Origin of the sequence: Psychrobacter sp. JCM 18901 (genome assembly GCF_000586435.1) — a bacterium.
Classification (GTDB): domain Bacteria; phylum Pseudomonadota; class Gammaproteobacteria; order Pseudomonadales; family Moraxellaceae; genus Psychrobacter.
The window spans coordinates 19,888-38,445 of record NZ_BAWH01000001.1 but is presented as its reverse complement, the minus strand read 5'-3'; the positions used below and the strand labels follow the sequence as shown (position 1 = coordinate 38,445).

At 42.8% G+C, this 18,558-nt stretch carries 17 protein-coding genes and 3 pseudogenes; 2 read left to right on the top strand and 18 right to left on the bottom strand.

Going from position 1 to position 18,558, the window contains the following annotated elements; genetic code table 11:
- Window positions 1-90: 90 nt before the first annotated feature.
- The 15 genes and pseudogenes from modB to surE all read right to left on the bottom strand — a co-directional run bounded on the left by modB (window position 91) and on the right by surE (window position 10,761).
- Window positions 91-792 carry a molybdate ABC transporter permease subunit gene (gene modB / locus TT11_RS00205; RefSeq protein WP_261868701.1) on the bottom strand — a complete coding sequence of 234 codons (702 nt, stop codon included), beginning with the start codon at window positions 790-792 and terminating at the stop codon, window positions 91-93.
- Window positions 793-866: 74 nt separating this feature from the next.
- On the bottom strand, window positions 867-1,739 hold the full coding sequence (gene modA / locus TT11_RS00200) for a molybdate ABC transporter substrate-binding protein (protein WP_261868700.1): 873 nt from the start codon (window positions 1,737-1,739) through the stop codon (window positions 867-869).
- On the bottom strand, window positions 1,732-2,223 hold the full coding sequence (locus tag TT11_RS00195; RefSeq protein ID WP_201571239.1) for a molybdenum cofactor biosynthesis protein MoaE: 492 nt from the start codon (window positions 2,221-2,223) through the stop codon (window positions 1,732-1,734). Before TT11_RS00195 ends, modA begins: the two co-directional genes overlap by 8 nt.
- A 75-nt stretch (window positions 2,224-2,298) precedes the next feature.
- Entirely contained in the window at window positions 2,299-2,580 is a 282-nt protein-coding gene (locus TT11_RS00190; RefSeq protein ID WP_261868699.1) for a MoaD/ThiS family protein, read from the bottom strand.
- A gap of 97 nt (window positions 2,581-2,677) precedes the next feature.
- Entirely contained in the window at window positions 2,678-3,184 is a 507-nt protein-coding gene (gene moaC, locus TT11_RS00185) for a cyclic pyranopterin monophosphate synthase MoaC (RefSeq protein ID WP_261868697.1), read from the bottom strand.
- 30 nt (window positions 3,185-3,214) lie between these two features.
- Window positions 3,215-3,367 (bottom strand): hypothetical protein, encoded by a 153-nt coding sequence (locus tag TT11_RS00180; RefSeq protein ID WP_261868695.1) that lies wholly within the window; start codon window positions 3,365-3,367, stop codon window positions 3,215-3,217.
- 142 nt (window positions 3,368-3,509) lie between these two features.
- A complete protein-coding gene (locus TT11_RS00175; protein WP_261868693.1) occupies window positions 3,510-3,929 on the bottom strand; it encodes a nucleotidyltransferase family protein in 420 nt (139 codons plus the stop codon).
- Between the two features lie 57 nt (window positions 3,930-3,986).
- Window positions 3,987-4,517 carry a molybdenum cofactor biosynthesis protein B gene (gene moaB, locus TT11_RS00170; RefSeq protein WP_261868692.1) on the bottom strand — a complete coding sequence of 177 codons (531 nt, stop codon included), beginning with the start codon at window positions 4,515-4,517 and terminating at the stop codon, window positions 3,987-3,989.
- A gap of 96 nt (window positions 4,518-4,613) precedes the next feature.
- Window positions 4,614-5,638, bottom strand: a pseudogene (moaA, locus tag TT11_RS00165) (GTP 3',8-cyclase MoaA).
- Window positions 5,639-5,858: 220 nt separating this feature from the next.
- Window positions 5,859-6,245 carry a hypothetical protein gene (locus TT11_RS00160; RefSeq protein WP_261868690.1) on the bottom strand — a complete coding sequence of 129 codons (387 nt, stop codon included), beginning with the start codon at window positions 6,243-6,245 and terminating at the stop codon, window positions 5,859-5,861.
- Window positions 6,242-7,051, bottom strand: a complete 810-nt coding sequence (locus TT11_RS00155; RefSeq protein WP_261868688.1) for a molybdopterin molybdotransferase MoeA — start codon at window positions 7,049-7,051, stop codon at window positions 6,242-6,244. The genes TT11_RS00160 and TT11_RS00155 overlap by 4 nt, the downstream gene beginning before the upstream one ends.
- Before the next feature lie 523 nt (window positions 7,052-7,574).
- Window positions 7,575-8,048: a lytic murein transglycosylase gene (locus TT11_RS16750; protein WP_370587718.1), complete on the bottom strand. Its 474-nt coding sequence runs from the start codon at window positions 8,046-8,048 to the stop codon at window positions 7,575-7,577.
- Window positions 8,049-8,055: 7 nt separating this feature from the next.
- Window positions 8,056-8,826: a lytic transglycosylase domain-containing protein gene (locus tag TT11_RS16745; protein ID WP_370587717.1), complete on the bottom strand. Its 771-nt coding sequence runs from the start codon at window positions 8,824-8,826 to the stop codon at window positions 8,056-8,058.
- Window positions 8,827-8,943: 117 nt separating this feature from the next.
- Window positions 8,944-9,732 carry a peptidoglycan DD-metalloendopeptidase family protein gene (locus TT11_RS00145; RefSeq protein ID WP_261868687.1) on the bottom strand — a complete coding sequence of 263 codons (789 nt, stop codon included), beginning with the start codon at window positions 9,730-9,732 and terminating at the stop codon, window positions 8,944-8,946.
- Between the two features lie 183 nt (window positions 9,733-9,915).
- Window positions 9,916-10,761 carry a 5'/3'-nucleotidase SurE gene (gene surE, locus TT11_RS00140; RefSeq protein ID WP_261868685.1) on the bottom strand — a complete coding sequence of 282 codons (846 nt, stop codon included), beginning with the start codon at window positions 10,759-10,761 and terminating at the stop codon, window positions 9,916-9,918.
- A gap of 574 nt (window positions 10,762-11,335) precedes the next feature.
- Here surE and TT11_RS00135 point away from each other — a divergent pair.
- Both TT11_RS00135 and TT11_RS00130 read left to right on the top strand, forming a co-directional pair.
- Window positions 11,336-11,737, top strand: a complete 402-nt coding sequence (locus TT11_RS00135) for an MCR_0457 family protein (RefSeq protein ID WP_261868683.1) — start codon at window positions 11,336-11,338, stop codon at window positions 11,735-11,737.
- 502 nt (window positions 11,738-12,239) lie between these two features.
- Window positions 12,240-13,407: pseudogene (locus TT11_RS00130) on the top strand (D-alanyl-D-alanine carboxypeptidase family protein).
- A 193-nt stretch (window positions 13,408-13,600) separates the two neighbouring features.
- Here the strand turns inward: TT11_RS00130 and TT11_RS00125 are convergent.
- The 3 genes and pseudogenes from TT11_RS00125 to bamB all read right to left on the bottom strand — a co-directional run bounded on the left by TT11_RS00125 (window position 13,601) and on the right by bamB (window position 18,556).
- Window positions 13,601-15,466 (bottom strand): HAMP domain-containing sensor histidine kinase, encoded by a 1,866-nt coding sequence (locus TT11_RS00125; protein ID WP_261868681.1) that lies wholly within the window; start codon window positions 15,464-15,466, stop codon window positions 13,601-13,603.
- Between the two features lie 307 nt (window positions 15,467-15,773).
- Window positions 15,774-17,194, bottom strand: a pseudogene (gene der, locus TT11_RS00120) (ribosome biogenesis GTPase Der).
- A gap of 393 nt (window positions 17,195-17,587) precedes the next feature.
- A complete protein-coding gene (gene bamB, locus TT11_RS00115) occupies window positions 17,588-18,556 on the bottom strand; it encodes an outer membrane protein assembly factor BamB (RefSeq protein WP_261868680.1) in 969 nt (322 codons plus the stop codon).
- Between the last annotated feature and the right edge of the window lie 2 nt (window positions 18,557-18,558).

Sequence of the window (18,558 nt, the reverse complement as noted above, 5' to 3'; positions counted from 1 at the left end):
TTTTTTGTGTCTGCGTATTTTGCTTAGACATTGTTTATATAGCTGCTGCGCCAGCTAATACGTCTTAACTCGCGTACAGATGTTTTAGCCCTATGGGCGTTGACTTATTCGGCTCACACTAGCGATTAACGCTACCATCACTACACCCATGATAATCAGAATACCAGACATCATGTGCGCTGCCTCATAGTTGAGCGCTTCTACCTGCTCATATATCGCAATCGATACCACTTTAGTTTCGCCTGAGATGCTGCCGCCTATCATCAGTACAACCCCAAACTCTCCAATGGTATGAGCAAAGCTTACCAAACTACCCAAAATAATACCCACCCGCGCTTGCGGTAAAGCCACTTTCATAAACCGTCGCATACGACTGGGCTCTAAGAGATGAGCAACTTCCGTGACACTTTGCGGAATACGCAGAAACTGTGCGTAAACAGGCTGTATATAAAAAGGCAATGAGTAAATAATAGAACCAATGACCAGACCTTCAAAGGTAAAAATCAGCGGGCTAATACTATGTTCGCTCAACCATTTACCGATACCCACACTAGGACTGAGCAGTAACAGTAGATAAAAACCAATCACGGTAGGTGGTAGCACCAGAGGCATCGCAATGATGCCCATGAGCAGTACCTTAAGACGTCCTATTGCTTTTATACGACTCGGCTTAGCCAACCAGTAAGCAATAGGCGTTGCAAATAGCAATAAGCATAAGGTAGTCACGCAAGCGAGCTTGATGCTCACCCAAAATGGACTGAGCATGTCTGACATAAGAGACTGGTCGATCATATAATGTCACTGCTCGTTCTATGATGAGAGGGGTTAGGGTCTGTTGAACATTCAAGCAACCCTAGTCTAACGTATTACTGGACGGCCAGATAGCCTACTTGTAAGAAGTGTTGCTGCCCTGCTTTTGAGCGCAGGTAGTCGGTGAAGTCTGCTGCTGGGGCGGTGTTATTGATAATTATGCCATCTTGTAAGATAGCTGGATAAGACGCTGGCAGCAAAGTGATAAACTGCTCAGGCTTGGCTTTAATCGCAACAAGCTGAGACTGTGCTACAAAACCATAGTCTACGCTACCTGTATGCGCATATTGGAACGCTTGACCGATATTCTCTGACTGTATTAAGCTTTTGTGAGCATTCAACTTATCATACATATTTTGCGATTGCAGATAGGCTTTCGCAGAGGCACCATAAGGAGCAAGGTCAGGGTTCGCAATAGCTACCTTGCTGTCCTGAGTAAAGTCAGCACTGGTAAACACATCACCCAGCGATGTTGGCGTAAAATCGTTTAAAGGTTTGCTGACACTATAGAGCGCTAACTGTCCTCTGGTATATGTAAAGGGCTTAGTTAGTTTACGCTCTTTACTAGTAACATCAGCTGAATTTTCATCAGCCAATTTAGCAGGGAACGCTTGATTGGCAGACAAGAATATATCATATGGTGCCCCTGCTTTGATTTGCGCATATAACTTACCAGAAGAGGCATAAGTAACTTCAATATCTGAGATACTTGAAACATTTTGGGCAGATGAGCTGTTATCAGCCTGATAGCTATCAATAATATGAGGTAGTACATCAGATAAGTTAGCAGCCGCGGCAATACGCAAAGTCCGGGCTGGTTCAGTGGTATCACCAGCAAGCATCGTATTGGCGTCTTTGTCTTGCGTACAAGCACTTAGTGACAATAACAGACAAGCAGATACACAGACAGCAACTAATGACTTAACCATTATTACTAAGCCATTTAGACGAGTCGTCTTCGTAGTATTCTTGCTTCCACACAGGAATGTCTGCTTTGATGGTATCTAATATCCAGCGACACGCATCAAATGCTGGATAACGGTGCGCTGACACTACCCCAACCCACACAGCCACATCGCCAATTTCTAGCGCACCGATACGATGTATCGCAATAGCATGCGTAATTTCAAAACGCTTTTTGGCTTCTTCTATAATGGCGCGACCTTGATTGATTGCCAAATCCTCATAACCATAATAGGTAAGACGATCAACGCTCGTAGCGTTATTATGGTTGCGCACGCGCCCTTCAAAGCAAACAAACGCGCCGCAGCTGTCATTATCTAGCGTACTTTTTAGTCTATCTTCATCAATCGCAATATCTAGTAGCGCAAAACCATCACGCTCAGCGATAAGGTAAGCCTCGTCAGCACTACGTTTGATGCTCATTGAATGATCGTGGACGTTGTCGGTCATTTTTCTTCTCTATTTATTATTTTCTTCGTAACTACTGAATAGCCACTGACAAAATGGACACTAGTAAACGCTTGTCTAACCACCAGCGACTGGCGTGATGAAAACTACGCTATCACCATCGTTTATCTGGTCAGTCCATTTAGCAAAGTAGTCATTCACTGCAACGCGTAGCTCCGACTGCGGACGGCTAAAGCGATGCTTTTGACTAAGCTGTTCGTATAATTCAGTCAATGACGTATCCTGCTGTACGCTTACTGTCTCTTGCTGACAATGGGCCTCGTCAGCCAAACTGGCAAAATACATGACATTAATATTCATCGTTGATTCGATATTAGTTGTCATATCGATAGCACTCATAACCCTCTCCCTCTTATGCAAGCTTCCTTGCTTGGCACCTAGCACATTTTTATTAATTCATTGATTGATTGACGACGCACTCTGCAATTTTATCACTTTAAGCATGACTATAGTCTGACTTACCACCTGTCTTCTTAACCAGATGAATATCATCTATAACGATGTCATGCGATAGTGCTTTAGTCATATCGTAGATAGTTAAGCAGGCAACGCTAACCGCTGTTAACGCTTCCATCTCCACCCCTGTCTTATGCGTAACCTTGACCACCGCACTGACCATGAGGCTGCTGAGCGCGTCATTGTACTCAAAGCTCAAACCTATCTTGTCTAACGGTAGTGGATGGCAAAGCGGTATAAGATCATGAGTGCGTTTGGCCGCCATGATACCAGCGATGTGAGCCGTTTGCGTGATACTGCCTTTTTTGGTCATCCCATCAGCCGCTTTAATCTGCGCATAAATCTCACTGGGAAAGCGTACCTGACCAGTAGCATTGGCTTCTCGCGTCGTTGCTGTCTTACCACTGACATCGACCATGGTAATATCGCCATCACTATCTAAGTGAGATAAAGTAGATTGCTGGTTTATCTGAACGCTGTCATTCATTTATATAACCTTTCTTATGTGATATTTTTATTATTTTGGTAGATCAGCACATGCCTGCTTAAACTCTTCAGGCGTATTAAAGTTGGTTAGATTTTGCCACTCTTTGCTAAATGGTACAGCTTGCACCAATGGCTGAATAAACTGCATCACTCTACGCTGTCCGCTATCTATATAGCTTTTCAAATCAGGCTCGATGCTTAGCTGATAAAGTCCTAATAATGGATATAAGTGACTATCATCTTTTAAGCAAATCACCTTCTTATCAGTAGCAAGGCTTATTTCACATTGTAGTTTCTGCCACAGGTCAGTTGCTGGTATTAAGCTATCACAGCTGATAACCAGTAACCACGATGCTTGTACGTTTTTTTAATATGCCTGAATCATTCAAGCTGATCAAATCGTTCAATGTTTGTAAGGCTGATTTGATAGCCACCAATGCGCCGCCAGTTTTGATCTGCTCATCATGCTTATTAGAGTCGACATCAGTACCATAATCAGCAATATGAATAACAGGCGCATTAGGTTTTTCTGAATGGACATCTAAACCCGTTTGAAAGCCGCGACCATTATCTGCAATCAATATAGGAACCTGTAACTTGCTCGCATGACAAACATGATAGTCTAGCAGCTGCTCACCTGACGGTAGTGTCAGCATCGCTTTAGCCGTTCCCATGCGCTTGGATGCCCCACCTGCCAAGATAACCACACCTGCCAAACCATCCAGATTATTTGAGCAGTTTTTCATTTACCATTTACCTGTCAGGCTTGATTGTATATCACTCATAGCTCAATTATTTATAACTCAATTATGGCTAGGGTTCTGTGCCAAAAAATGCGGTACAAAATTGCACGGACGAGTACGGCTATCAAACTGATCCTTTAAGATATTTTCCCAACCCGTACGGCAAGCACCAGACGATCCTGGTAGACAGAATATACCCGTACCATTGGCCATGCCAGCAACTGCTCGCGATTGTACGGTAGACATACCGATCTCATCTTTTGAGATTAGACGGAACATTTCACCAAAACCATCGATTGATTTATCAAACAGTACCCTCACCGCTTCTGGCATGCTGTCTCTAATGAAGAACCCTGTGCCGCCAGTGGTAATAACTGCATGAACGTCTGGGCTAGCAATCCAGCCACTAATGACTGCGCGAATCTGGTAAATATCGTCGGTAATTAATTGACGATCTGCTAAATGATGACCTGCTTCAGTCAAGCTATTTACTAAGTACTGACCTGACGTATCTTCTGCCAGCGTACGGCTATCAGAAACAGTCAATACAGCAATATTAAGCGGTGTAAATTGTGCAGCAGGCTTACTCATAAATAATCCTTTATAGATGTCATTTTATAATTGTATTAAAGATCCGTTGTATCAAAAAAAAGCTATGTAGAAAAATGATTGTAGACTCAAAGGTTTTTATCCGCCGATTATCGATAGATTGTGCATGATGCCACTGTTAGAATCATGCAGATGATGATGCTCAGGCTTAATCGGCATAAAACTATGTAAAGTGTTCACCAGTCCTTGGATATCGTCTTGCTGTAAGTATGGACGGATATCGTAGTTGCCTTGATCAAACAAACACAAATGCACCTTGCCTTGGCTGCTTACACGCAAACGGTTACAGGTATCACAGAAGTGCGCCGCATATGGGGCAATCATACCGATACGACCGACATATTCAGGGTGGCTATACTCCACTGCTGGGCCATCGGCACTACCGCGCTCGTGCGGCTGCCACCCATTCTCTAACAAGTAATCAGTGATAATATCAGACTGAGCATGCTGAGCAAAAAAAACAAATCGCTATTATCACTGGTCTGCATAAATTCGATAAAGCGATAAGTCACTTGTCTATCTTTGACATAGTCGATCGCCGTGACTAAATTCTCAAAAGCAGTCTCCGCCATCAAGACACTATTTATTTTGAGTTTGATGTCAGTCGTTTCTAACAATATATCCATGTCAGCCAATATCTGCGGCAAGGTATCAAAGCCTGTCATTTTATGAAAAGTAGCGGCATCAAAACTGTCCATACTGATATTGAGCTGATCAAGTCCAGCAGCTTGCCAGTTGGCTATATGTTTACCCAATTTATAACCGTTGCTGGTCATCGCGACCGTCTCGATACCGTCAGTTTGCTTAATCGTTTCGATAATTTCGACAACATCACGACGAATAGAGGGCTCACCACCTGTAATTCTAACTTTTTTGGTACCTACTTGAGCAAAGCCGCGCACCAAAGTTGCAATTTCAGAGATACTCAGCTCATCATCAGAGCGCTTACCTTGATAGCCATTTGGCAAGCAATACTCACAGCGAAAATTACAAAAGTCAGTAATAGACAGACGCAAGTAAGTCAGACGCCGTGCAAACCCATCGGTTAGCGGCTGGTGATAGTCACTCATCTGCTCAGTGGGCACGACCAAGGAAGACCCCATGTAGCCGTCGGACATTGCGGGCGCCAAGCTCGGTGAATACAGTTGCGGGCTATCTATTTTGTGTTTGTCATCTATGTTGTCATCAATCATATGTTACTGCCATCAGTACTGCTTACTATAAGCACTACTTTATTATTCGTGTTTAGCATACCAGTGTAAGGTTATAGGGTTGCTCTTCAGCTCTGTGCGACCACCTTACAATAAATTGGCAAACGATGAATTAGCGATGTAGCCAAGGAAACGGTTGTACAACGACGTCATTACCAGCTGCTACGTTCCCACTGTCTTTGTCCAATACAATGAAGCAATTGGCGCGGCTCAGCTGTTTGATTCTATGTGACTGCTGTCTTGAGAAGCACTCAACTTGATAATGACCTGTCTCATCTCGTGACAGTACGCCACGCTGAAAGTCTTTGCGGCCAGGAGATTTTCTGATATCACTGATAAGTTTGGCTTTGATAGTTAGCGGCATCGGCTGCTCTGACACGCTAGCACCTGACATTTGCCACAATACAGGTATCACAAACTGTAACGTACCCACAACCGTAGAGAGCGGATTGCCCGGTAGGCCAAAATACAATACTGGCTTATCAAGATTTTTATTCAATTCACCAAATACAAAAGGCTTACCAGCTTCATCGCCACTTTGTAATGGTTAATTTGACCTAGCGTTTCAATCACCGTGGTCAAAAAATCATAGTCACCAACAGAAACACCTGCAGTAGATATCAGTACATCACAGTCCTGCATGGCCTCATTGACTGCGATAGTTGTCTGCTCTAGGTTGTCAGGAATAATGCCATAGTCACGAATAGTGATAGGCAAATCTGACAGCAGGCTTTTGAGCGTTGGGGTATTAGAATTATATATTTGGGCTAGGCTTTGTAGCTCATTGCCAATAGATACGAGCTCATCACCTGTTGCCAACACCCCTACAACGAGCGGCTGGAACACGTTCACTTGGCTAATACCAAGGTTGGCAAGTAAGCTAATATCTGCAGGATTAAGGCGTTTACCAATTTTTAGTACGGCTTCGCCAGACTCAATCTCTTCGCCTTGTGAGCGGATATTATCGTCAACTTTGGCGGTTTGCGTGAGCGTAATGTTATAAGGTCGAGATTTATCAACGGTTGCTCTGATATCTGCAAAATTCGTATTCTCTTGCATAATGACCGTATCACAACAATCTGGCACGACTGCACCAGTAAAAATACGTATCCCTTGCCCCGCCGCTGTCTCACCAGTATAAGCACTGCCAGCTTGCGACTCACCAACGATTTCGATAGTACTGCTTTCTGATAACTGACTACCTTTGGCAATCGCATAACCATCCATTGCAGATAGGTTCTGTCGCGGTACATCAAAAGGCGAAGCAATATCTTGAGCCAGTATATGGTTTAGGCTGCCCAGCAACTCTAGAGTGTTGACGGCTCTTTTTTTGTAGCGGAAAGTCAGTAATATGATAATTATCTATCCGTTGCTGTATCGCAGCTTGTAATTCTTCCATGGTAATCATAAGGTCACGCTCTTTCTGTCATTCTAATTACTGTCGTTCTAATTATTCGTAATCGAAACTGTTATTTAAAATGGTCATTGAAAACTGTTACTAAACACTATGCGTCAAAGTCATCGTTAAAAAACACATTATCTAGAGTCTATCATTCAAAGTATCAACTTTCTTGTATTAACCTTGTCCTGATAAGTTTTGAATAAAGCCAGATTACACTGGTCTTAATATTTGATATTTATTGCATTGTCTATTGTGTTAAAGATGTCAGCAAAATCAGACATAGATTGAGACAAAAAAAGCACCTTGCAAGGTGCTTTTTGTAGAACAAAGTAAATTATCGTTTGTTGGCTAGTGGCTAATTAATAATGGCTAAATATAATTTAAAAGAGCCGCTTTTATACAATGTATAAATACCCTCAGCCTACCTCACCATCCAGCCAATGAAGACGCACTGTTTTGAGTAATGAATCCATCTGGCGTTTGGCCATTATCTGCTTGCCAGCGCTGGAATGCCATACGAGTATTGGTACCAACGATACCATCAGCGCCTTTGGTATCGTAACCCATACTAGTCAAACGACGTTGTAGGTTAGTCACTTGCGTAGTCGATAACGGACGCTCATAACGAGGCCAAGACTTTTGCAACCCGCTTTGTCCATTAATCGTTTTGCCTAGCAGACTAACACCCAACGCATAACTTGATGAGTTGTTATAGACTTTAATCACATCAAAGTTTGGGCTCAGCAATAATACTGGACCGTCTTTACCAGCAGGTAACCATAGCTCCATCTGAGTATTGGCATCTAAGTAAACGTCCGCTATCGTATCGACGCCCATCGCAGCCCATCTAGCCGCAGGTTGTTTGCTACCAACCACTGAGTAATCAAACGAGGCTGGCACCGTTGCTTCATAAAAAGGCGCTAAGCACGAACCCAACCTGAATTGCTAAGATAGTTGGCAGTCGAAGCCAGTGCATCACCAGTGCCCAAGGATTGCGATGTCCATTACCATCACCATCGACCCCTTGTTTGAGCCAAGTCTCAGGGATAAACTGGGTTTGTCCCATGCCGCCTGCCCAAGAACCGTCCAACTGTGACCATGATACGTCACCGCGTTGTAGTAAGGTCGCTAACGATAGCAACTGCGTTTCAGCGAACTCTTGACGACGACCATCATAGGCGAGGCTGGCAAGCGAACTTGGCAAATCACTATTGCCCGTCACAGCGCCATACGATGACTCCATACCCCATATCGCAGCGATAATCTCTGCATTAACCCCATACTGAGACTCTAGCTGAGACAAGTAAGCGCGCTGTTCGGCAAATTTGCGCTTCCCTACACTGACGCGTCCACTTGATACCGCAGAATCTACGTATTCCCACGGCATCTTAGAAAACTCGGGCTGACCTGAATCTAATGAGATGACTTGCTGATTTAGATAAGCAGAATCGAGCAATCGACCAATCACTTGGGCATCATAGCCTGACGATATGGCCCGCATAGAAAAGTCTGACTTCCAATCAGAAAAGCTACTGTAGCTAGGCTTTGGCGCAGGCTGCGGTTTTACGACTGGCGCAGGTGTTGGCTTGACCTGAACGGTTTGGGTTTGAGTAATCTCAACGCCGCCTTGACGAACAGGCTTACTTTGCATTGCCTGCTGGCTTGTACACCCGACCATCACTAATGCTGGCATAAGGGTGAGGTATTGCTTTTTTTAATCTCATAAAAAAAATCTCAAACATGAATAAATAAAATGGCTCACAGTGGCCAAGCTATCCGTAGCTATTATTTAAATCTAACGCCCAAGTACGCTACGTGGGTCAATAGGATTACCATTTAAGCGAACCTGAAACTCTAAGCCTACCTCATTGGTCTGACCACTGCTACCCATACTAGCAATACGTTGACCACGCTGTACTGTATCGCCCTCTTGCACCAATAATTGGCTATTGTGCGCGTAGGCTGTGATGTAGTTATCACTATGACGAATCATAATTAGATTGCCATACTCTGGCAGACCGTTGCCTGAGTAAAGCACAGTTCCTGAGTGGCTGGCAAGTACTGGATCACCAACCTTGCCCGCAAACCACATTCCCATATTGCCCGCAGCAGGGTCAATATTACGAGTCACTGGGTTGCGCGTAGGATAATCATAACCAGAGGTCGAGTTGGCAGTGGCTTCATAAGCTGGTGTTTGAGACTGGGTCACAGGTGGCGTATAAGTTGGTTGCGTTTGAACTGGAGCACTGTAGCTATTGTTACTTGCAGTGGTTGCCGCATTGCCTTGCCATAGTTTGAGCCATTGGCCACTATAGATGGTATATTTACTATCTAGATTATTCATCGCCCCGATTTGGCGATAGTTCAGACGATAGCGCGCTGCAATCTGGCTGACCGTATCGCCGCGTTGTACACGGTGATAGTTAGGGACGCCTTGCGCATTAGTAATAATCTTAGGACCTGCTTGGTTTGCTGATTGATAGGTAGGCTTCGTTGCACAGCCGACGACAGATAGAGTAGCGACTGCCATAGTACCAATCAACGCGGCTTTAACAAGGTGCGATCCAGCTATGATTTTTTTCATACAAGGTTCCTATTCTTTGTGTTGCTCATTCATTGTTTTATCATCCAAAAGCGCTTGATATCACTCAAAAGCCTCTAGATATTGTTACTACCATTAGCGATCTAGCAGATGATTTATATCACTCGTACAGCAGGTGATATGGTGACCATCACCTATGTCATTGATAATCATATCCTATCGAACTTATAAATCTAGTGCCAAAAGCTTATCCAATGTCGCCGCTGGAGTATGATGTAGACGTACTGGCGACAAACTGATGTATCCTCCCGCCACTGCTTGATCATCCGTCATGCCCGATGTTAATACAACATTTTTTTGATTGGTTGATTTAGCTGAACTGTCTAAGGGTCGCTCATTTTTGTGCTTGCTGTTTTTACATTTTCGTAGAGACAGCCAGTACGCATCTCGGCCGCGCGGGTCAATCATATGACGCACGGGCTCAGCGATCTGCTTGTGTCCCAACGAGGTAACCTTTCGCCCTTTGATATCACTGTTGCTATCCACATCAGGAATATTAACGTTTAATACATGATAGGGCAAACTTTTGAGAAACTCTAAAATCGAGGTCTCAGTGAGCAATTTGACAATTTCATTTGCCGCCATTTGATAATCACTGGCTGATTCTTGTCCGCCATTTTTTACGCCGCCACCTACCAAAGACGTGGCAATAGCAGGTATGCCCAATAACTGCGCGGTCAATGCCGCGCCAAAGGTACCAGAAAACATCACGTCCTGTCCTAAGTTTGCACCTGAATTGATACCTGTAATGACACAGTCAAAATCCACGTCACGGTATAGCTCATGCAGCGCCAGATGGACACAATCAGCTGGTGAACCATTAACCGCTATAAATCCCGATGGCAATTGATGCGTATGCAATGGCTTTGATACACTCAATGCACTAGCATAGCCACTCTGCTCCTCGTTTGGTGCGACTACCACGACCTCACCGATGGTCGATAGTGCTTGAGACAGTGCCAATAATCCTGGCGCATACACACCGTCATCATTACTAATTAAAAATCTCATTTCTACTCAGTATGTGGTTAATGTTTTATTAGCTGTCTTTCTACATCTCTATTTGGTAATTCTACTATCGCGCCATGTCTGTTCAAGATATGGCATAAAAATACGATGATCATATTTAAAATGAAAACATGATACTCTAATTCTTCAATGACATGACGTCACAGTCTAGAGAAAAATATTCATTTTGATAGCATGGGCGATTATAACTGAATAATATACAGACACGAACCCTGTCGTTAGCAAAGTATCGTGTTCTTCTTATGCTGATAATTATACGATGAAAGTAGCGTAACAAGATCTGTATCAAACGAATAACAACCAGTAGATTAAGCATCGCGTTACAATACGCAACACCCCACAACAATACAAACCGATGTACTGATACTGAAGTAACGTCATTAGGGTATGCTACTGATATGTTGCTAAAAAAATGGTGTTGGCTCACAAGATATCTACACATAAATCAATATTTTATGTGACTTTTGTTTTTTTACCGATTAACATATGACCATTAAATAAAGACGAGCGAGTGTAATACTGAATGAATAAACAATCGATATTATCTATAGCTTCTGTGATAGCAAATACTGCCTCAAAAGTTGGGATTGCAGGACTGATAACGTCTGTTGCTATGCTGTCTCAAGCTTCTAATGCTGCGAATAACTCTGGCACTACCATTCCGCTAGACATGTCTGGCATCAATATCACTAAGCACGAAATTGCGGTGATGCAGGTACTATCAGAGATATGCCCACCAATGCTAAATGGTAAGCAAAAACAGCGGTTCTATAAGTCGTACACTGTACAGCTGCATGAGCTAATGCCTTCTCTAGAAGATCCAAAAGCGGCTATTCAATACCTATCTACACAGCAAGACTACCGCCAGATACTACAAGGTATTCGTAGTTGGACGATGGGATTCTCAAAGCAAGAAAACAAAGCACTATGTGAAGATTTGGCAAACGCGGATTATTAGACAACTAGCTAGTTTAATTCAATAACTAGCGTCCTCTGCTTAATGTGTTAATAATATTGATATCAATGATAATAAAATAAAAGCTATGTACTCTTTATAACATCAATTAAGCAAATATTATCAACTGATTGTCTAGATATCTGTAGCATCAAAGCTTGCTGTCACTTTACTTGTTATTCACAAGCAGTGCAGCAGGCTTTTTTTGTGAGCGTTGAATTCTCCATTGCAGAGACTGGTCAGATGATAGTCAGAACAAATATATGATAGGCCTTCATTTTTCTTTTCAAACTTGCCTTATTTTTGCATTTATCGATTCCCCATCGGTAGTCATTTTGCTAAGATAAGGCGTTAATTTTATGTCTATTGTGTAGGCGTTACTATTTTCGTCGATACATTATTTTAAACACTGCATTTAAGACATGCTGCTTAAAATAATGTATGGAAATAGGTACAAAACATAAGCGATAGATACATTTGGTTCCATGATGCGGTGTAATGATATATGACAGTAAAGCGTGTAAAAAATCAGCTGATACAGCTGGTAGTTGGTGTAAGTATCTCGATGAGTGCAGTAGTGGCAAACGCAGCCATTCAACCACCTGAAATGGACAATACTGCCTATGTGTTGATGGACTATAACACTGGCGAAATTTTGGCTCAAAAGAACGCCAATGAGGCGCTGCCGCCAGCATCTCTGACTAAGATGATGACCAGTTATATCATTGAGCAACGCTTAGCATCAGGCGACCTGAAAGAAGATGAACAGGTATTGATGAGCCCAAACGCATGGTGCCGTGGTAGCAGCAGCCAATCTTGTATGTATGTGCCTGTGAACAAAACTGCCAGCGTCATCGATATGCTACGCGGTATTATCATTCAATCAGGTAATGATGCGTCAAAAGCCATGGCTGAACATATTGCTGGTAGCGAAGCCTCGTTTGCAATATTGATGAACGAACAAGCGCAAAAAAAATTGGCATGGAGAACTCTAACTTTGTCAATGCTACTGGTATGCCTGATGAAGGTCATTTAGCATCTGCTTTGGATTTATCTAAACTTGCTCGCGCTATTATCAAAAACAGCGGCGACTACTATAGTATCTACGCAGAAAAAGAGTTTACTTATAACGGTATTACCCAAGGTAACCGTAATGCTCTGCTGATTACTGACCCAACTGTTGATGGCCTGAAAACTGGCCACACTGATGCGGCAGGCTACTGCTTAGTAGCATCAAGCAACCGTGAAGGCATGCGCTTAATCTCTGTCATTATGGGTACCAAGAGCCAGCAGCTCGCGCCGATCAGTCACGCGAACTACTTAACTGGGGTTTCGGTCACTTTACAACAGTTACCAAGGCGCCTGCTGGACAGTTCGTTAGTAAGCTTCCAGTATGGTTTGGAGAAGCTGACGAGGTAGAGCTAGCAACTGCCGACAACTTGCAAATTCTAACCAGCAAAACCCAGAAAAACAAAATTACCACAGTGGTTGATATCCCTGAGAGCTTAGAAGCACCGATTAAGAAAGGTCAGGAAGTTGGTAAAATGATGGCTGTCATCGATGGTAAAGCGGTAGCCTCAGTTCCAATTATCGCAACTAATGATATCGAACAGTCAGGCTTCATGAGCCGTACGTGGGAACATATCGTACGCTGGGTAAAGAACCTTCTCTAAGAGAGACCTTTAAAAAGCAATTCTAGCTAAAAACTGTTTAAAAAAGACGCCTTAAAATGGGCGTCTTTTTTGTATTTATACCTACTTTAATTTAAAAGTGCTTCGATATTGAAAAGTCGAAAATATAAAAATGCTACCTAGTAAATTAAATAAACCCAACTAGGAGCACAGATCTAGTAGAACCGTACTACGTCTAAACCAACCATTGTTTTAATAAGTCGCTTAACGCTTTGTCTTTATAAGTAGCAATATGACAATAGTCAATGCCAGCTGCTTTTAAACCATACTCAAAACTGTCTACATAGCGCGCCCGATGCTGCGGATACCAATATACCAATAACGCACGATGCTCGCTCTTACTGCCCTCATCGCCTTCATACTGACGAATGCGTTTGGCCAGCATCTCAGCTTTTTCTGGGAAAACATCTTCAGCAAACATGACCATGTCAACTTTCTGCTTACGCATCTCCTCTATGACGAGTTGGTTACCTTGGCGACAAATAATCGTAGCACCTAGGTATTCCAGTTCCTCTAACAAGGAGCCTGTCTCATGATAGTAATAATAAATAATCGTTAGGCCAGACAATAAGCGCTGCTGTTTTGATTGCTGTTGATTGGGCATCGCTATGGTCAGCGTAAACTGTGTACCTACGCCAAGCACACTATCAACATCTATAGTAGCACCCATAAGCTGTGCCATTTGTCTAACGATAGGTAAGCCAACCCCTGAGCCTTCATACTGGCGAGTTTGCGACGAATCCACCTGAAAGAATGGGTTAAATATATCGTCTAGATGCTCATTATCGATACCAATACCGGTATCTTTCACGCTAATCTGCCAACGATTACTTTTATTAAAATGTGTCAGTTGCGACGTAATCGTAATTTTTCCGACAGGCGTAAACTTAATCGCATTATTAAGCAGTATTGATAGTATCTGATGTATTTTTTCTGAATCACCATATAAGCTATAGTCTATATGATGAATATTACTGATTAGCTCCAACCCTTTTTGAGTAGCCGTATTTTCAAACTTAGCTAACAGGTCAGCGATTAACTGTAATGGGTTAAACTCATTTTTATGAATTCTTATCTGGCCTTTTTGAATCTGGTTCAACTGTATAATATGATCTAACGACAATACCAATTTATCACTGCCGCTACTGATAATCTCTACCGCGTCTTTTTGCTCTCTGTTTAGCGCCTCATGATCCAATAGTTGTAACCCACCTACAATTGCATTCAATGACGTTTTTAACTCATGAGAAATCATGCTTTGAAAATTATGCAACTGCACATCAAGTGACACATCTTTATTGTGCAATTGCTGTTCAAAGGCCGCAAGGGTTTCATAACCTTGCCGTGCTTCTTGTAAACGATTAAATAACACAATTAATGCTTTTTTGATTTGGGTCAGTTCTTGAAAATTGAATTGCTGCGGAATGACTGGCAGTTGCTCTAGATTTGCGTTGTCTATGACAATGTCACAAACATCGGTTAACACTTCAATATCTTTAACTGGCCAATTAAGCTTTCTAAAAATGTATAAGGCAAACATCACAATCATTACCACTGTTGTTAGCCATAACCACAGGATATTTTGGAACCAATGTAAACGTAGCAACTCTACGTCCATCGTAATATTGATATAACCAATCAATGTGCTATTTTCGGTAGCTTTATCAGTCGCCTCATCTGGCGCTGACGATTCGCTCATAATATTTGATAAAGTCAGTGCTAACTGTTGATTGGAATCGGACTTATTGGACGCCACAATACTGGCATCGAGGTCTTTACTAATCACTGGATAGTTGAAACTGACCGTATGCGCAAATAAAGCATTTTTCCAATCAGCAAGCGACTGGTCTATATCTTCAATTGGCTCAGAGGTGGAATAGAAAACAATACTCTGAATCATCGGCTCATTTTCTAACAAGATATTCACTTGCTCAGCCACGACATCTGCCCCATCTGCAGTCGATGCGCTAGTCGTTAGTAGCGATGCCAATTGTTGAATATGCTGTTCTTTTTCTTGATAGTGATGCACTAAACCATACATAAAAAGGCAATAAAAAAACCTGCCAGCACTGCCAATACGACAGCTTGTATGACAGAACGCCAGATAAGTACGGGTATGGTTTGAAACGAACGGTTGTTCATATCACTCTACTGAGTCGCGGGCAGCTTTCATTTATAGTACAGGTATTTTAAAGATGTGATAAGTAAAACATTTGAGTATTTTTGAAGCATTGAGACAGCTATTTATAGGCCCAAACTATAGCGTATTAGTAGAAAAATGTCATCGCGCTATCGAACGCGATGACATTAATCATAAAGCTAAAGATATAAAGCCTAAAATACGAGGATTAACGAGGCTTTTTATCTTTGGTAGTAAATTTCTGTGATCTATTACGCTCACGCTGACGCAATTGCTGAGCTTTTGCCTTAGTCGGCGTATCGCTCTTATTAGCATATGGGTTGTCATTTTGCTTCAAGATAACGTTAAGCGGTGTGCCTTCTAGCTTAAACACTTGACGGAATTGATTCTCAAGATAACGCTGATAGCTCTTAGGAAGCGCACTGGTTTGGTTACCATGAATAACAATAACGGGTGGATTGTGGCCACCAATATGCGCATAACGTAACTTGATACGACGACCAGCAACGGTCGGTGGCGGATTGGCCGTTACCGCATCTTGCAAAATCTGGGTCAAACGGTTGGTCGATACTTCAAACATCGAAGATTTATACGCACGTAAAATAGACGGATATAAATTACCGACGCCTGTACCATGCAGTGCTGAAATCAAATGTATTTTTACATAAGGAATAAAGCTAAAACGGCGATCCATCTCAAGCTTGATATAGTCTCTTTGATCTTGCGTTAGACCATCCCATTTATTGATCGCAACGACTAACGCTCGTCCAGCGTCAAGCGCATACCCAATCATATGCAAATCTTGGTCCACGATACCTTCATGAGCATCAATAACAATCACGGTTACGTTAGAATCTTCAATCGCTTGCAAGGTCTTGATGACAGAGAACTTTTCTACTTTTTCATCGATTTTACCGCGGCGACGTACACCAGCGGTGTCAATCAAGACATAGTCTCTGCCTTCACGCTGATAAGGAATATAAATACTATCACGCGTCGTGCCTGGCATATCAAATACCACTACTCGGTCTTCGCCAAGCAGGCGGTTCACGAGCGTCGATTTACCCACGTTTGGACGACCGATAATGCAAGCTTCAAGCCTCTTGGCTCTACTATGTTTTCTTGCTCAGGCATATCAGCCGTTAGCACTTCAAGCAAGTTACCTACACCGCGACCATGACTGGCTGCCATCGGATACGGCTCGCCCAAGCCTAATGCATAAAACTCGGCAGGCGCTGCATCATGTACACCGTCGACTTTATTGGCAACAACATAGACAGGCTTGCCTAACGTATGCAAAAATTTACCAATTTCAGCGTCAGCGCCAATCATGCCGGCACGAGCGTCAACGACGAATACGATGATATCTGCTTCATGGATTGCTGTATGCGACTGCTCAGACATATAGTCATCAATATTACCGCTACCGTCGTCAGCTTCACCGATACCACCCGTATCTACAACGATAAAAGATTTATCTTCATAAGTTGCATCACCGTACTGACGGTCACGAGTCAATCCTGAAAGGTCAGCGACCAATGCCTGCCGACTTTTTGTGAACTGATTAAATAAGGTGGATTTACCGACGTTTGGACGACCAATTAAGGCGACCACAGGCTTGATACTCATGGGTTACTCTCAGTGAAAGGCACAATGACGGGCAGTACAGTTATTCTTATAACCAGTGACATAACAATAGTAATAGATATGCTGCAATTGACCGTGAATTAAAATGAATGATAGAACAATAGCAAAAATAATAGATGGCTATTTTACGATTAAAAATAGTATATAGGATGGCTTCATAATACCTATTATACATAAATAAGTAGTATATATGGATAGCACATCGGTCGCATAGAGTACGCGAAAGCCTGTGTTTAAACAAGCAATTTACACAAAGCACTAAACGCTGACTAAGCAGCGTTTGTGTTTTATAAATGATAATTGAGAATAGGCTCAAAGGCTATAGTGAAATATTACACTTCGTTGATTATCTATAAGCACCTATCTATATAGTTATTAGCGCACTAACTGCCAGATAGCAACTTGTCCTGACGTACTTTGAGTCATTAAACGGCTACCTTGGACTTGCAAGTTGGTCAACGCACCTTTTGTCTCTACACGACTAACGATGCTACCCGTAGCAGGGTCAAACAAATGCACTACGCCATCGAAATCACCAATGGCAATATAGTTGCCAATCATCACAGGATTGGTAAGATCACGATAAGCCAATTCGTCACTTTCCCATAGTGTCTCGCCACTGTTGCGATCATAAGCAACTACTTTGCCATCTAGACTGGTAGCGATAACTTGCTGAGTATTTACCGCCAGTGATTTGAGGCTTGCAATTTCATTGACGAACATTACCTGACGCGAGGCCAAATCAATACCCAATAGCTGACCACTATAGCTAATCGCAAATAACTGATTTTTATCTACGATAGGTTTGCCATCGACATCGCTCATGCGCTCAACTTCACTACTACCAGCACCTACGCCAACACGTCTTGACCATAGCGGAAGACCATTATCGACAGTAATTGCATGCAGGCGACCATCAGCTGTTGCTAAAAGCGCTGTCTCATTGTCTAATAAAGTTGGCGCAGCGCTACCGCGAACGCTGATAGCAGGTACTTGAGTTGCGAACTGCCATACTGATTGTCCGGTTTGTAGTGACAGACCATGTAAGAAACCATCATTTGCTGATAATACCACACGATTATTGGTAATCAGTGCTGGCGTCAAAACCGAACCTGATAACTGCTGCTGCCAGCGTTTTGCACCAGTCGTGCTATCAAACGCCATGACCTTGCCACCACGAGTACTAACGATAGCTGTCTGGCTCAATGCATCTACTGCAACACCGCCGGTGATTTGGTCGTCAACATTGATTGACCATACGCGCTCGCCTGCACTATTAAACCCTGACAGCTCACCACCGCGTGATGCAGTAACGATTTGACCATTGGCATAGCCAACTTGCAAAT